Annotated in this window: 15 protein-coding genes; 11 read left to right on the top strand and 4 right to left on the bottom strand. The window is 59.6% G+C overall.

Translation table 11 applies throughout. From position 1 onward, the window contains the following. Position 1: 1 nt before the first annotated feature. Positions 2-694, bottom strand: a complete 693-nt coding sequence (locus CVS30_RS02855) for a FadR/GntR family transcriptional regulator (protein ID WP_110483805.1) — start codon at positions 692-694, stop codon at positions 2-4. Between the two features lie 254 nt (positions 695-948). Here CVS30_RS02855 and CVS30_RS02850 point away from each other — a divergent pair, with 254 nt between their 5' ends. From CVS30_RS02850 to CVS30_RS02835, 4 genes are read left to right on the top strand one after another with little or no spacing between them, the layout of a single operon-like run. Next, the gene (locus CVS30_RS02850) at positions 949-2160 is read left to right on the top strand and encodes an aminotransferase class V-fold PLP-dependent enzyme (RefSeq protein ID WP_245934401.1); all 1212 of its coding nucleotides are present in this window, start codon (positions 949-951) and stop codon (positions 2158-2160) included. Positions 2161-2215: 55 nt separating this feature from the next. After that, complete coding sequence (locus CVS30_RS02845) at positions 2216-3514, top strand: ABC transporter substrate-binding protein (RefSeq protein ID WP_110483804.1); 1299 nt, start codon at positions 2216-2218, stop codon at positions 3512-3514. A 6-nt stretch (positions 3515-3520) separates the two neighbouring features. Next, positions 3521-4486, top strand: coding sequence for a carbohydrate ABC transporter permease (locus tag CVS30_RS02840; protein ID WP_245934400.1), 966 nt, complete (start codon positions 3521-3523; stop codon positions 4484-4486). Next, complete coding sequence (locus CVS30_RS02835) at positions 4483-5319, top strand: carbohydrate ABC transporter permease (protein ID WP_110483803.1); 837 nt, start codon at positions 4483-4485, stop codon at positions 5317-5319. Before CVS30_RS02840 ends, CVS30_RS02835 begins: the two co-directional genes overlap by 4 nt. Before the next feature lie 133 nt (positions 5320-5452). On the opposite strand, the gene CVS30_RS02830 is transcribed toward CVS30_RS02835, so the two are convergent. The 3 genes from CVS30_RS02830 to CVS30_RS02820 all read right to left on the bottom strand — a co-directional run bounded on the left by CVS30_RS02830 (position 5453) and on the right by CVS30_RS02820 (position 8958). Beyond that, a complete protein-coding gene (locus CVS30_RS02830; RefSeq protein WP_110483802.1) occupies positions 5453-6160 on the bottom strand; it encodes a response regulator in 708 nt (235 codons plus the stop codon). A 5-nt stretch (positions 6161-6165) separates the two neighbouring features. Further along, positions 6166-7389: a sensor histidine kinase gene (locus CVS30_RS02825; protein ID WP_110484106.1), complete on the bottom strand. Its 1224-nt coding sequence runs from the start codon at positions 7387-7389 to the stop codon at positions 6166-6168. Between the two features lie 93 nt (positions 7390-7482). Further along, positions 7483-8958, bottom strand: a complete 1476-nt coding sequence (locus CVS30_RS02820) for an SDR family oxidoreductase (RefSeq protein ID WP_110484105.1) — start codon at positions 8956-8958, stop codon at positions 7483-7485. Positions 8959-9042: 84 nt separating this feature from the next. Here CVS30_RS02820 and CVS30_RS02815 point away from each other — a divergent pair, with 84 nt between their 5' ends. From CVS30_RS02815 to CVS30_RS02785, 7 genes are all read left to right on the top strand, one after another. Next, a complete protein-coding gene (locus CVS30_RS02815; protein ID WP_220033853.1) occupies positions 9043-9561 on the top strand; it encodes a MarR family winged helix-turn-helix transcriptional regulator in 519 nt (172 codons plus the stop codon). Positions 9562-9567: 6 nt separating this feature from the next. Continuing rightward, positions 9568-10731 carry a polyprenyl synthetase family protein gene (locus CVS30_RS02810; protein ID WP_110483801.1) on the top strand — a complete coding sequence of 388 codons (1164 nt, stop codon included), beginning with the start codon at positions 9568-9570 and terminating at the stop codon, positions 10729-10731. A gap of 2 nt (positions 10732-10733) precedes the next feature. After that, positions 10734-11639 (top strand): phytoene/squalene synthase family protein, encoded by a 906-nt coding sequence (locus tag CVS30_RS02805; RefSeq protein ID WP_245934399.1) that lies wholly within the window; start codon positions 10734-10736, stop codon positions 11637-11639. 74 nt (positions 11640-11713) lie between these two features. Further along, positions 11714-13330, top strand: coding sequence for a phytoene desaturase family protein (gene crtI, locus CVS30_RS02800; protein WP_110483800.1), 1617 nt, complete (start codon positions 11714-11716; stop codon positions 13328-13330). Next, positions 13327-13671, top strand: a complete 345-nt coding sequence (locus CVS30_RS02795) for a lycopene cyclase domain-containing protein (RefSeq protein ID WP_110483799.1) — start codon at positions 13327-13329, stop codon at positions 13669-13671. The genes crtI and CVS30_RS02795 overlap by 4 nt, the downstream gene beginning before the upstream one ends. After that, positions 13668-13976, top strand: coding sequence for a lycopene cyclase domain-containing protein (locus CVS30_RS02790; RefSeq protein WP_110484102.1), 309 nt, complete (start codon positions 13668-13670; stop codon positions 13974-13976). Before CVS30_RS02795 ends, CVS30_RS02790 begins: the two co-directional genes overlap by 4 nt. Then, complete coding sequence (locus CVS30_RS02785; protein WP_245934398.1) at positions 13973-14827, top strand: prenyltransferase; 855 nt, start codon at positions 13973-13975, stop codon at positions 14825-14827. The genes CVS30_RS02790 and CVS30_RS02785 overlap by 4 nt, the downstream gene beginning before the upstream one ends. The last annotated feature ends 61 nt before the right edge of the window (positions 14828-14888 follow it).

Here is a 14888-nt window from a genome sequence, read left to right as displayed (position 1 = left end):
GCTAGCCTTCCAGCTGCGGCGCCGGCCGGAATTTCTTGAGCCAAAACTCTGATTGCGCCACGTGCGCGGCCGTGGCCGTCGCCGCCGAGGCCGGATCCCGCCGGTGGATGGCCTCGAGAATGTCGCGGTGGCCCTTGTTGCTGACCTCGCGCACCTTGGCTCCCTCGGCGCTGTCAAAGATGTTGAAGTGGCGCCCGCGTGAACGGAAGAGCGTCATGAGCCCGGTCAGGGTGGCATTGCCGCCGGCCTCGCAGATGGCCTCGTGGAAGCGGGCGTCGAGGTCGGAGATGTCGGCCGAGTTTTCCGTGGCCTCCATCTTGGCGACGAGCTCATCGAGCTCGGCCAGTAGTTCGGGGGTGCTGCGTGCTGCGGCTGCGGCGGCGGCATGGGATTCCAGGGCGCGGCGGATCTCAAAGAGCTCCAGAACGCTGTCGAACGGGAAGATATCCACGAGCAGCGCGAAGCCCTTGAGGATCTCGGCTGGTTCCAGGGAGGACACATAGGTCCCGGAGCCGTGGCGGGCCTCCATGACGCCCAAGGCAGATAGTGCCCGGATGGCCTCACGGAGTGAGCTGCGCGAGACACCCAGCTGGGCGGCCAGTTCGCCTTCCGGTGGGCATTTCTGCCCGGGTGCCAGTTCGCCGGAGGCAATCTTGGCACGTAAGCCTTGCATAGCGGTTTCCACTGCGCTCATTGCCACTCCTTGCATGCCGTGGTGGTGTGTGTGGCTGTCCCGGCGTTGCGGTCGCAACGCACTCAACAACAAATTCATCATACGTGTTGAAGAAGTCCTCCGATCTATTCTTGCAATATTTCCGCAACAACCCGGAAACTTCCATAACTTTTCACAAGTCATCTGATGAATATTGTGTTTCAGCTATTGTCTTCGTTTTAATTGTGAGATAGCTTACTGATCAATCACCAGTGCTCGCCCACAGAAAGTACGCCGTGGCCTCCTCTCTCATCACCGCTCCCGCCGCCTTGCTGACACCGACAACTCAGCCGGCCATCTCGGACTGGACCCTCACTCCGGAGAAGATTCATCTCAACCACGGTTCCTACGGTGCCGTGCCCCGCGCCGCGCAGGCTCATCAGCTGGAACTGAAAACCGCCATGGACGCCAACCCTTGCACCTGGTTCATGGGGCAGGCTGCCGCCCTGGCCGGAACGCGTGCCGAGGTGGCGGCCTTCTTGCAGGTGGATCCCAATGACATGGCCCTAGTTAGCAACGCCAGTGCCGGCGTCAGCGTCGTGTACAACTCCCTGCCGTTCGCCCGGGGCGCCGAGATCGTCACGACGGACCATGCTTACGGTGCCGTCCTGGAAGGGGCCCGCCGTGTGGCGCGCGAATGTGGCGGCGAGGTGCGGGTCGCCGTCGTACCGCTTGAGGCAGACGCGGAACTGGCCTGCGAGCTCGTCATGGCCCAGGTCACCGAGCGCACGGCGTTGATCGTGCTGGACCAGGTCACCTCCGCCACGGCCCGGCGCTTCCCTGTGGTGGAGATTGCGCGCGCGGCGAAGGAGCTCGGTGTTCCGGTCTTGGTGGACGGCGCGCATGCTCCGGGTGCCGAGGCCGTCGCGGTGCCTGATTTTGAGGGTTTTTGGGTGGGTAATCTGCACAAGTTCGCCTGCGCTCCGCGTGGCACGGCGGCCCTCGTGGCGCGTGGTCCGCTGCGCAGCTACCTGCACCCCTTGATCGATTCCTGGGGTTTCCCGCACGAGTTCCCCGAGAGTTTTGATCACGTCGGCACGCAGGACATCACCTCGTGGATGGCCGCCAAGACCTCCTTCGACACGATCGAGAACCACTACGGCTGGGATGCGGTGCGACGTTACTCCACGGCCCTGGCCGATTATGGGCAGTCCATCATCGCCGAGGCGCTGTCCGCGGTGACGGGAGACAATGCCGCGGTCGACGTCGGAATGCCTGTCGGGCAGTTGCGTCTAGTCCGGCTTCCCGCAGGTTTGGCAACAACACACGAGGGTTCTCATGCGGTGCGGGCCTGGATTTCGGACAACCTGGACATCGAGACGGCCATTACCACCTTTGGCGGGGTCGGCTATGTGCGGCTCTCAAGCCATGTGTACAACACCGCGAAAGACTTTGAAGACTTTGCCGAACGGGCCGTTCCAGAGCTTTTCCGGCTGGCCACCACCTGAACAATGCGCCGCGGCGCTACAACTCATCGCTATTGCACACTATGAAAGGTTTCCCATGAAAAAGAAGTTAACGGCTATCACCGCCCTGGGCGTGGCCGCGGTTCTGGCACTTTCCGGTTGTGGCGGCGGCAGCAAGGACGCTGCCGACGGCAAGGTCACCTTGAAAATGGTGGAATCCCTGACCAACCCCACGCGTACCGAAACCTTGAAGACGCTTCTGGCAGGCTTTGAAAAAGAAAACCCGAACATCAAGGTTGACTTGATTTCCCCGCCCACCGATTCGGCGGATCAAAAGATCCAGCAGATGCTGCAATCGGGCAAGGGTGTGGATGTCGTGGAGGCCCGCGACATCACGATTGGTTCCTTCGGCGCCAACAACTGGCTCTATGACATGAGTGCCGATCTGAAGGACTGGAACGGTTGGGCGGACCTGACCGATAACGCCGTCAAGTACTCCAAGCAGGGGGACAAGACCTACTTCATCCCGTACGGCTTCTACGGGCTGTCCCTGTTTTACCGCACAGATCTGGTGAAGGACGCAGGGTTCTCCGGCCCGCCCGCCAGCTGGACGGATCTGCTGGAGCAGTCCGAAAAGCTCAACCAGCCAGATGCCAACAAGTTTGGTTACGCCTTCCGTGGCGGCACTAATGCCAACTCCAACGCTGTCGCCATCATCGAGGCTTACACAGCCGATCAGGTCGATGTGGAAAATGCCTTCCTGCTCAAGGACGGCAAGACCATCTTCTCGGCGCCCGAGGCCCAGACGGCCATGGATGACTACCTCGAGCTGTTCAAGAAGGGATCGCCGCCGTCGTCCGTTGCCTGGGGCTACCCGGAAATGGTGCAGGGCTTCAGCAACGGTTCCACCTCGTTCTTGTTGCAGGACCCCGAGGTTATCGCCACGATCAAGGAATCCACCTCGATTAAGGAAGATCAGTGGAGCGTTGCCCCGCTGCTCGTAGGCCCCACGGGTAAGGCTATTCAGCCGGTGGGAACCGCAGGCTGGGGCATTGCCCAGGCCAGCACGGCCAAGCCCGAGGCCATCAAGCTCGTCAAGTACCTCTCTCAGGGTGAGCCTGCCACCACGTTCACCAAGGAAAACTCCCTCGTCCCGATTCTGAAGTCGGCCGCCAAGGATCCGTTCTACAGTGAGGGCCCGTGGGCCGCCTACGTCAAGATGAACGAACAGCCGGAAACTTACATCTCCGCCGTTCAGCCCCGCACCGTCTCGTGGTGGACCGAATGGATTGCCAAGTCCGACGGCGAACTGCAGCGCGTCATCACCGGCAAGATGACCACCAAGGATCTGCTGGCCAGCTGGGATAAGTTCTGGACCGAAAAGATGGCGGGATAGTCACTCGTGGCACTCAATGCTGAGCAGGAAGTGGTGCGCGGGCGTAGTTCCGCCGGCGCACCACCGCAGACCTCCTACACCAGGAAGAAGCGGTTCAACTCCAAAACCGCCCTGACCATGCTGGCCTTCATGGCTCCGGCAGCGATCTTCGTGGGGATCTTTACGTACTATCCCATGATCTCGGGAAGCCAGATGGCGTTCCGCAACTGGAACCTCAATGACCTCTCGGACACCTCATGGGTTGGGTGGGGAAACTTCCGCACCCTGTTCGAGAACCCGGAATTTGGCACCATTGTTCGGAACACGATCGTGTGGGTCGTGGGATCGCTCGTGCCACAGGTCGTCATTGGTTTTGCCCTGGCCTTGTTCCTGAAGCGGAAGTTCAAGTTCCGCGGCGCCTACCAGGCCTTTATTTTCTTCCCCTGGGCTGTCTCTGGCTTCCTGATCGGCATGTTGTTCCGGTGGATGTTCAATGCCGAATTTGGTGTGGTCAATGACCTCCTCATGAAGGTCGGCATCATCCACAGCCCCGTCCCGTGGCTGGCCGAACCCGGCTTTGCCATGACGGCCATCATCATCGCCAACATTTGGTACGGCGTGACATTCTTTGCCATCATGATCCTGGCCGCGCTGCAATCGGTCTCGGATGAGATGTATGAGGCCGCCGCGATCGACGGTGCCGGCAAGATTCGCACCTTCTTCAGCATCACGCTCCCGGCCATCTCCGTGACCCTGGGGCTGACCATCCTGCTGCGCATTATCTGGATCTTCAACTTCCCGGACATCATCTGGGCCATGACCGGCGGTGGTCCGGCCGATCAAACCCACATCATCACCACCTACATGATCAAAATTACCCAAAAGGGCGACTATGGCCAGGCCTCGGCACTGGGTTTGATCGTGGTCTTTACCTTGATGCTGTTTGCCGCGTTCTACCTCATGGCAGTTCGTCCCCGAAAGGAGAATCGATGATCAACAAGGAATCCGTTCTCAGCCGGACCAGCAAGATCATCTTCCTGAGCATCTGCCTCATCGTGACGGTCTTCCCGCTCTACTGGATCGTCATCACCTCCCTGAAGGCGCCGGGCACCATCTACTCCCTGCCGCTGGATTACTGGCCCAAGGAAATCTCCTTCGAGAACTACATTGGCCTGTTCACCAAGAGCGACTTCGGCCAGTACATGATCAACAGCCTCCTGGTGGCAACAGTTGCCGCCACGGTAGCTACCCTGATTTCGCTGCTCTCGGCCTACGTTTTGGCGCGCTTCCAGTTCTCCGGCCGCGGCGCGGTCTTGGGTGCGTTCCTGCTCACTCAGATGATCCCCGGCTTCATCGCCCTGGGCCCGCTCTACATGATGATGACCAACTTCGATCTGGTCGACTCCAAGACCGGCCTGATCTTGATCTACATCGCCGTCTGCATCCCGTTCTGCACCATCATGCTGCGCGGCTTCTTCGAAAATGTCCCGGACGCACTGGAGGAGGCGGCCATGATCGACGGCTGCTCCCGACTGTCGGCGCTCTTTCGGGTGCTGGTCCCCGTCATGATGCCCGGCATCGCCGCCAGCTTCATCTTCAACTTCGTCAACTGTTGGAACGAGCTGTTCCTGTCGGTGACGTTGATGAACAGCGACGAGAACAAGACCATCCCCACGGCGCTCGCCGGCTTCATCTCCAGCTTCAACATCGACTGGGGCTCCATGTCCGCCGCGGCCGTCTTGACCGTTGTCCCCACGCTCGTGATCTTTGCCTTCGCCAGCAAGTTCATCGTCCAGGGGCTGACGGCAGGAGCCGTGAAGGGCTAGCCTCGCCTGGCTCGTTTCCTCATATCAAAGTACGACGGCGTGACTCACGGCCCCACCCACCTCACCGAGGTGGGTGGGGCCGTTTGGTGATGCGGCGTTGTTGAAAAACCCGCCATAAAGTGATGCCGCGTTGTTAGCGGGGAGTGACGATGCCGGTCTCGTAGGCAATAACAACCACCTGAACCCGGTCCCGGGCATTGAGTTTGGCCAGGATATGGCCCACATGCGTCTTGACGGTAGCTTCGGACACAAAGAGCTGCCGGGCAATCTCCGGGTTGGAGAGCCCATTGGCGATGAGCACAAACACCTCGTGCTCGCGTCCCGTGAGGCTGGCGACGGCCGCCGCGTTGACGTCGTTGGCGGGGCTGGGCGCCGAGAGCATGGGTGCCACATGATCCAAGAGGCGTCGTGTCGTGGAAGGTGCGATCACGGCGTCGCCGGCAAACACAGTCCTAATAGCGCCGAGCAGTTCCTCCGGCGGGGCATCCTTGAGGAGGAAGCCACTAGCCCCGGCCTGAATTGCGGCCAGCGCGTATTCGTCCAGATCAAAGGTTGTCAGCACCACGATCTTCAGGTCCGCCAACCAGGAACCTGCGGGGGCCATCTTGGTCCGCTCCATGAGCTTGCGCGTGGTCTCCAGACCGTCCATACCGGGCATGCGCACATCCATGAGGATGACATCGGCCGCGGTGGCGGACAGCCCGGCGAGGGCCTCGATGCCGTTGCCTGCCTGGAGGACAACGTTGAGATCGGGTTGGGAGTTGATCAGCATGCCCAGGCCTGAGCGGACCAGCTGCTGATCGTCCACGAGGGCGACCCGAATCGGGGAGGAAGATGTCATGGGTGTTAGTTCTCCGTGTAGGGGATGAATGCTGTGATGCTGAAGCCGCCGCCGGTCACAGGACCGAAGGATAGGGTGCCGTCATAAAGTTTGATGCGTTCACCCATTCCGCGCAGGCCGTTGCCGCCGCTTGAGGACTCGGCCGTGCCGGGGGAGGTGGTCGGTGGCGAGGCTGCGGCGCCTCGGCCGTCGTCCTGAACGGTGATGGTCAGTCCCCGGGAGTTCCAGATGAGAGCGACTGTGGCCTGTGCCTTGGGGCCGGCATGTTTCATGACATTGGTCAGGCCCTCTTGGATGGTGCGGTAGGCCGTCAGCTCGGCTCCAGCGGGTAAGGCACGCCGGGCTTCCCCGGTCGAGGTGTACTCCACAGGGAGCCCGGCCGCGCGAATACCGAGTAAGAGCTCATCGAGATCCCCAAGTCCTGGGAGCGGCCGCGTCGAGGCCTCATCGTCTCCGCGCAAGACGCCCAGGAGTCGTCGCATCTCCTGCAGGGACGTCCTGCCGGTGGCTGCGATGGTCGCCAGCGTCTCTGGAGCGATAGCCGGGTTGGCCACGGCAGCATAGCGGGCGCCGTCGGCCTGGGTAATGATGACGGACAGGGAGTGGGCCACGATGTCATGCATCTCGCGGGCAATGTGGGCACGCTCGTCACTAGCCGCCAGATCACGCTCATGCTGCGCCTCAATCTCCAGGCGGTGGGCACGGTCGGCGAGGGCCTGCTCACGCAAGCGCTTAGTGCGGGTCAGATCCCCTGCCGTCCAGCTGAACATGATCAGAACCCAGACCATCAGCACCGTGGCCGTACCCGCGGGCAAATCGGCCAGGGACATGTTGGCAAAGCCGATGAAGTAGCGGGTGACCAGCATGATGGCGCCAATGAGAGCCAGGAACAGTCCGCCGAGACTGGCCCAGCGCGGCCCAAAGGCTGCCAAGGCGTAGACAACTAAGGGAACCGCAATATTCGCGGCCATGGGTTGAACGTGCAAGGACCACTGCAAGATACAGACCGAGGCAATGATGAGGCCCGCCAACACGGTCCGCGTCCGCCGCCACGCTAGGGGAGCGATGAGGGCGGTGGCAAAGACGCCCGAATACACGTAGCTGGAGAGGCTATCGGCATAGCCGCCATCAATAATGCTCAAGGGCAGCATGGTCAGCCACAGCACCGACATCAGGACAAAGTCCACGGCAAAGCGGTGCCGGCGGAACCAGTCGTAAATGGAATGCATGATCACACCCTCAACCTTATGCGGCGCAGCGCTCGCAAGCCTCAGGCCCAGGGTGGAGATTTGTGGTGCCGGAGCAGTCCTAGACTCCGGTAACTACTTGCGACGGCTGGCAGCTGCCGTGATCCGGGTAGCCATACTTTTGAAAATAATCCCGTGAAACGGCAGAACCGCCAACCAGTACAAACGTCCCCAGAGCCCACGCGGGAAAAAGATAGCCCGTTGGCGAAACACGCTTCCCGCTTCGGTCTCCCGAGGAAGCACCTCAAATTCCAGCCAAGCCCTTCCAGGCACTATCATTTCGGCCCGAAGGCGGAGCAGCTGGCCGCGCTCTAGAGATTCCACTCGCCACCAGTCAACGGTGTCATTGAGCTGGAGCCGATTGAGGCTGCGCCGTCCCCGGGCCAATCCAGCTCCGCCAGCGAGCTTATCCATCCAGCCACGCACGCTCCAGGCGAATGGCAATGAGTAATAGCCGTTCTGGCCTCCAATTCCTTCAATGACATCCCATACCTGGCTGGCGGGAATATCAGTGGTTTTGCGGCGTTCATCCGTGAAGACGGTGAATCCGGCCCAATCCGGGTCGCTAGGCAGCGGTTCGGCCGGTGCGCTCAGCGCGTGGGCGGCTGCCCACGTGGTTTCAACCGCGTCAGCCTCGATCTTTTTCAGGGCTAGAGCCACAGCACGCCTGTAGCTCGTTAGCCCCTCGACGGGATCAGGAATGTAGGAGGCAATATCCTTTTCTCCGACCACACATGAATGTTGCAACGATTCGACCAGCGGAACTGCCAAACTTCTGGGAACGGGTGTGACCAGATTGACCCATTGGGCCGCAAGCCACGGGGTCAATACAGGCAGTGGGATGATCGTTGGGCGCCGAAATCCCGCCTCTTCGGCATAGCTGCGCATCATATCGGCATAGCGCAGAATCTCGGGGCCGCCAATATCGAAGGTTCGATTGAGCTGCGATGGAAGTGAAATGCTACCGACAAGGTAGTGCAAAGCGTCCCTAATAGCGATGGGCTGAATCTTGTTCATGACCCATTTAGGTGCGGGCATCACGGGAAGAACATCGGTGAGATGCCGGATCATTTCAAAACTGGCGGAACCGGAGCCAATCACTAGGCCCGCTTGCAGCACCACTGTGGGGGTTCCGGAAGCCATGAGAATCTCACCGACCTCAGTACGTGAGGCCAAATGGCGGCTGAGTTGACCCTCTGGATGAAGACCGGATAGATACACCAGGCGCTGAACTCCGGCATCGCGTGCAGCTTGAGCGAGGTTGCGGGCACAGAGGCGTTCAACTTTCTCGAAATCGGTCTCCGCCTGCGATCCTCCAGACATGGAATGGATCAGGTAGAACACAACCTCGGCGCCGGAGCACAGCTCATGCGCTGTCTGAGCATCCTCCATCGAACCTTCGATGATGGTGACTTGCTCGCTCCACGGAACATCTCGAAGTTTGTCGCGGTGACGACTCAAGACGGAAACCTCATGTCCCGCCTCCAGCAGCAACGGTATGAGCCGACCGCCAATGTATCCGGTGGCTCCTGCGACGGCAATCTTGGTCATGATCTCACCCTTCCGCTCGACAAATTTTATTTCTTCCTCCATTATGTAATTAGATTTTCTGATTATCAACAAATGGAGAGTTGTATGAGCGAGCGTCACCAAGCCCCCGGTAGGGGTGAGATGCACCAGGCCTCTGTTCTCGTGCGACAGATTCTGGTGCTCAACGAAGCCATGGAATTCATCATGCGCCGCGAGATGGATATCAATGAAACTGATTTTCAGGCCATGCAGCACCTGATGAAGCAACCCTCCATGTCGCCTGGTGAATTGGCGCACTTATTGCATCTGACACCTGCCGCGACCACAACCGTCATTGACCGCTTAGTGCTCAAAGGTCATGTTGAGCGTGCCCCTCATCCAACGGATAGGCGGCGTTGGCTCATCAGCCCGAGTGAGAAGTCTGTCCGTGATGCCATGGAAAAGCTCATGCCGATGATTTTGGAGGTAGATGAAAAGGTGCGCAACTATGACCACGCCGATCAGGCAGTGATTGTCGATTTCCTCGGTGCTGTGGTCGGGTCCATTAAAAACCGCATTGCCGCACTTGAGAACTCCAGTCCTGGGCCGGGAGGCTCAACGGCAACCAGCAACGGTGAAAGGTGAGATGCGATGACGTCAACCCAGCAAAGCCACAACTCTCTTCGAACGGATTCCCTGTTTGAGAACAACCGTGGGGACGGTGACCACGAGTCCGAATTTTCCGGGAATGGCACCTTGAACCGCGTGGACGTCACGGGGTGGGAGGCACTACAGGACCAGGTTCAGCTAACCCTCGATGATTATTTTCGGGGCCAAGAGCAACGCGCGCGAAACTATTCGGCGGCGTTTAGTGATCTATGGACCAAGATGGCTAAAACCACCAATGGTGGCAAGTGGATGCGGCCGCGATTGGTGTATGTCACCTACTCGGCTTTTGACGGAAGTGACACGAGGGCGTGTAGCGAGATGGCGGCTGCCTTCGAGATCCTTCACGCGGCCTTGTTGGTGCACGATGACGTCATTGACAGGGATTTCATTCGCAGGGGTGCTGCCACGATTGGTGCCGAATACCGCGATCTGGCTGCAAGCCGGGGACAAAATCTTGCCGATGCCGATCACGCCGGATTCTCCGCGGCCATCATTGCCGGCGATCTGCTGTTAACCGGGGCTCTCCGTCTGGCCACGTCGGCAGCAATGGGCCATCCCCACAGCGTCACGATACTGGAAACCATGCACGAGGCAATTTTTTCGGCGGCGGCCGGTGAACTCGATGACTTGTTGTTCTCACTCGGAGACTCAAACCTCCCGTTGTCCGAGGTCCTGACGATGGAGCGGCTAAAAACGGCGGTGTACTCCTTTGAGATGCCGCTTCGCGCTGGGGCGCTGTTGGCCGGGCAAACGTTGGGGACGGCTGATGCGCTGGCGGCCGTGGGGCGTGACATCGGCATTGCTTACCAGATCATCGATGACGTTTTGGGCACGTTCGGTGACGCAGCTGAGACTGGAAAATCCACCGATTCCGACCTGCGAGAAGGCAAACGGACCATTTTGACAACCTTTGCCGCTGAGGCCGAGGAATTCACCGCTGTCCTGGAATCCTTTCGCGACGGACGGGTGGATGCAAGCGCCATCAGGGAAGTTCTGCGCCAGCTGGGAGCCGAAAAGTTTGCCCTAGGTCTGGCCCAATCACTTGTTGCCGATGCTCTGGACAAGGCACAGGAACTGGCCCTGCCAGCAGCACTGTATGCCGAACTGTCGAACATTTGCGAGTACGTACTCACGAGGAGGAGCTGAGCATGGGAATGGACCCGCTGGGCCACTACTCTGACACTGCCACCAGAAGCGCAGGCGTCGTCATAGGGAGCTACTCAACCTCATTCGGGCTTGCCTGCTGGACTCTGGGGGCCGAAGAACGTCGGCACATCGAGAATATTTATGCCCTGGTCCGGGTCGCTGATGAGGTGGTTGATGGGGCGGCAGCTGCTGCCGGTCTCGACGCAGACGCAGTCTGCTGGCAGCTCGACAATTTGGAACAGGAGACGGAGCGCGGCCTGAAATATGGATATAGCACCAACATGGTGGTCCATGCCTTTGCCCTGACCGCCCGCGCAACCGGGATTGACACGCAGCTGACCACACCATTTTTTGAGTCGATGCGCACGGACGTGCACAAAACCTTGCATTCACCGGAAACCCTGACTCAGTACATTTATGGCTCAGCAGAGGTGGTGGGGCTGATGTGCCTGCAAGTATTCAAGGGTATGAAAGGCACCAAGGCTGGCCACGATGAGGAACTGGCCCATTCTGCGCGCAGCCTGGGCGCGGCCTTTCAAAAGGTGAACTTCCTTCGGGATCTCGGTGCCGATAGCGCCGACCTTGGACGCTTTTACTTCCCGGGGCTTGACCCTGCCGCCTTCAACGATACGCACAAACGGGAACTTCTCGATGACATTCGCCGCGACCTGTCGGCGGCTCGGGCGGGGATGGTTTTTCTGGCCCCGGCCGCTCGACGCGCGGTGCGGCTTGCCCACGATTTGTTTCTCGCACTCGTTGAAAAGATCGAACGCGTCCCTGCACAAGAACTGGTGCAGGGACGGGTGAGAGTTGCCGGCTGGCACAAGGCCTTCATCGCCTTGAGAGTCTTCACCGGAGTGCCGGCCGGTTCTAGAGGCAGCTCTCTCCCGAGTGAGGTGTCCCCATGAGTCAAAAGTTAGGCACGGGCAATACAATGTTCCAAAGATTCAAACGGAAAAAGGGCTCTGGTAAGGACTTGCCCATGCGGCAATCGTGCGTTGTCATCGGTGGGGGAATCTCTGGACTTGCCACGGCTGCGTTGCTGGCTCAAGAGGGTCACGCCGTCACCATCTTGGAGCAGCAGTCGCATGTTGGTGGCCGCGCAGGCCGGTGGGAACAAGACGGCTTCACTTTCGACACGGGACCCAGCTGGTACCTCATGCCAGAGGTGATCGACCACTGGTTCAAACTCATGGGAACCAGTGCCGCAGCAGAACTGACACTCACGCCCCTGAACCCTGCGTACACGTTGTGGGGAAATGACACAGCTCATCAGGCCACCGAGGTCCGTACCGGACGGCGTCAGGCCCTGGCCCTCTTTGAGTCGCTGGAAAAAGGGTCTGGACAGCAACTGAGCCGGTACCTAGATTCAGCGAAGTTGGCGTACGACCTCGCGAAGGGGCACTTTCTTTATGACCCCTTTGGTAGCCTGCGTGGTCTGCTCCACCCCGCTGTCCTCCGGCATGCCCCGCGATTGGCCACCCTTTTGGCCCGGAATCTGCACAGTTTCGTGGCGGCCCGTTTCAAGCATCCGCTGCAGCAAAAGATCCTGGGTTACCCGGCCGTTTTCCTCGGCACCAGTCCCTACAAGGCGCCTTCGATGTACCATCTCATGAGTCATCTGGACCTGCAGGACGGGGTCTTGTATCCGCAAGGAGGGTTCGCCGCCGTCGTCGATGCCATGGAACGCGTGGCGCTGCGAGCCGGTGTTGACATTGTCACCGGCGCCACGGCCACCCAGATCCTGACGGAATCTTCGGCCACGGGGGATCGCTGCGAGGGTGTGGCATGGTGCGACAGCAACGGCGAGCGACACACCACCGCTGCCAGCCTAGTAGTGGGTGCTGCCGATCTGCACCATGTTGAGACGGCGCTGCTCCCCGAACGGTTGCGCATGCACGGTGCCAAGACGTGGGAGAAAGCGGATCCTGGCATTAGCGCGGTCCTGGTCTGCTTGGGTATCAAGGGCGCACTGCCTGACTTGGACCACCACAATCTCTTATTCACCGAGGATTGGCAGGACAACTTCGCCCGGATTACCCATGGCCGGACGCTGGATAGCACCACGTCCTTGTATGTTTGCAAGCCCAGTGCCACGGATTCCACTGTGGCACCTCAAGGCAGTGAGAACCTCTTCATTCTGGTTCCCGCACCGGCCCTGACACAGTGGGGCAAGGGAGGGTACGACGGCGCAGGATCACCTCAGGTGGAAAAGGTCGCCGACGCGGCCATCGCCCAGGTGGCGGCCTGGACCAATACCCCAGACCTTGCCGAACGCATCACGGTGCGTCGCAGCTTTGGACCGGCCGATTTTCAGGAGAACTTTAACGCGTGGCAGGGGAGCGCTTTAGGCATGGCGCACACGCTGCCCCAGAGCGCATTCCTGCGTTCGGGTAATTCAAACTCGAAAGTGGCCGGGCTCTACTATGCCGGAAGTTCGGTCCGGCCCGGCATTGGCGTGCCCATGTGCCTGATCAGTGCCGAGATCGTGCTGAAATTGGTCCGCGGCGACACAAGCCCCGGGCCCCTGCCGGAACCTGAATCACCCAGCGGGCGCAAAGGCCCCACCAACCGCAGCTCTTCGGTGGCCGCGCCATGATCTATCTGACGATTCTGTTGCTATTGCTTGGCTGCATGGTTCTGCTCGATGCGCGGTGGAAACTTTTCCTCTTTGCCCGGCCGCTGGCGGCGGCGTCGGTGCTAGTTTTCGGTGTGGCATTCTTCTTGATCTGGGACGTCGCGGCCATCCACGCTGGCATCTTCCTGCACAGGGACTCCCCGCTCATGACCGGGGTCATGCTGGGACCACAGCTTCCCTTGGAAGAGGGCTTCTTCCTCTTGTTCTTGTGCTACCAAACCATGATTCTCTTCACGGCTGTGGATCGCTTCCTGCGACAAAACCGCAGACGTGGACGAAAGACAGCAAGGTGGCAGCCGTGAATTTCGCCGAGCTCAACGCCATTTTCCTGGCCATCGCGGCCCTGATCTTTGCCATCGCCCTGTGGCGCAGCAAAAGAAGATACCTGGTCGGGGTAGCTGTAACGATCTCGATCCTGGTTCTCGTGGTGCTGACAGTGATCTTCGATAACGTCATGATTGCTTCTGGACTTTTCGACTACGGCGGGCAGACTCTTAACGGTCTGAGAATCGGGCTTGCCCCGATCGAGGACTTTGCCTATCCCATCGGAGGAGCACTGCTGCTGAGTGGGCTTTGGATGCTATTCACCCGAAGAGAGGCCCCGTGAAAAATCTGTTCATAACGTCCCGACCAATTTCCTGGGTCAATACGGCTTTTCCCTTCGCGGCGGCATATTTCCTAGCCTCTGGAACAGTTGACTGGGTCTTTGTGGTGGGAACAATTTTCTTCCTCATCCCCTACAACCTGTTGATGTACGGCATCAACGATGTGTTCGACTACGAATCAGACCTACTCAATGCCCGCAAAGGGGGAGTAGAAGGAGCAATCCTAGATCGCAGGCATCACCGATTTGTCCTCTGGGCCTCGGGAATCTCCGTGGTCCCCTTCGCATTGGTGCTGGCGACGCAGGGTGGTGTTGTTGCGAATGCCGTTTTGGCGATGTCCTTGTTTGCGGTTGTCGCTTACAGTGCCCCAGGCCTGCGCTTCAAAGAGCGCCCTTTCCTAGATTCCCTGACCTCCAGCACCCACTTCGTATCACCGGCGGTCTACGGGCTCGCCTTGGCGCAAGCGCACTTTACTGTAGGGGTGTGGGCGGTGATACTGGCGTTCTTCATGTGGGGTATGGCCAGCCATGCCTTTGGTGCGGTCCAGGACATTGCCCCGGATCGAGAAGCAGGAATCGCGTCGATCGCCACAGTTCTTGGTGCTCGATCTACGGTCTGGATTGCGTTTAGCGCCTACCTGCTGGCCGGGATATTGATGCTCTGGACGGCAGTGCCCTTGGCGGGACTATTGGTCTTGCCATATCTGGCCAACGTGGCGCCCTTCTTGAGCATCACCGACACCACCTCAGCTCAGGCAAATGCAGGATGGAAACGGTTTTTGTGGATTAACTACCTGACCGGATTCCTCGTGACCATGACCTTGATATGGCTAGTTATGCAGGCAATTCCTTGAGTTCCATCGAACCCTGACATGACGCACGCTTCCTCGTGATTCACTCGCTCCATTGAAAGGG

Origin of the sequence: Arthrobacter psychrolactophilus, assembly GCF_003219795.1 — a bacterium.
Taxonomy (GTDB): domain Bacteria; phylum Actinomycetota; class Actinomycetes; order Actinomycetales; family Micrococcaceae; genus Specibacter; species Specibacter psychrolactophilus.
Note: the sequence above shows the minus strand (reverse complement) of the source record. Positions and strands in the feature narration are given on the sequence as shown.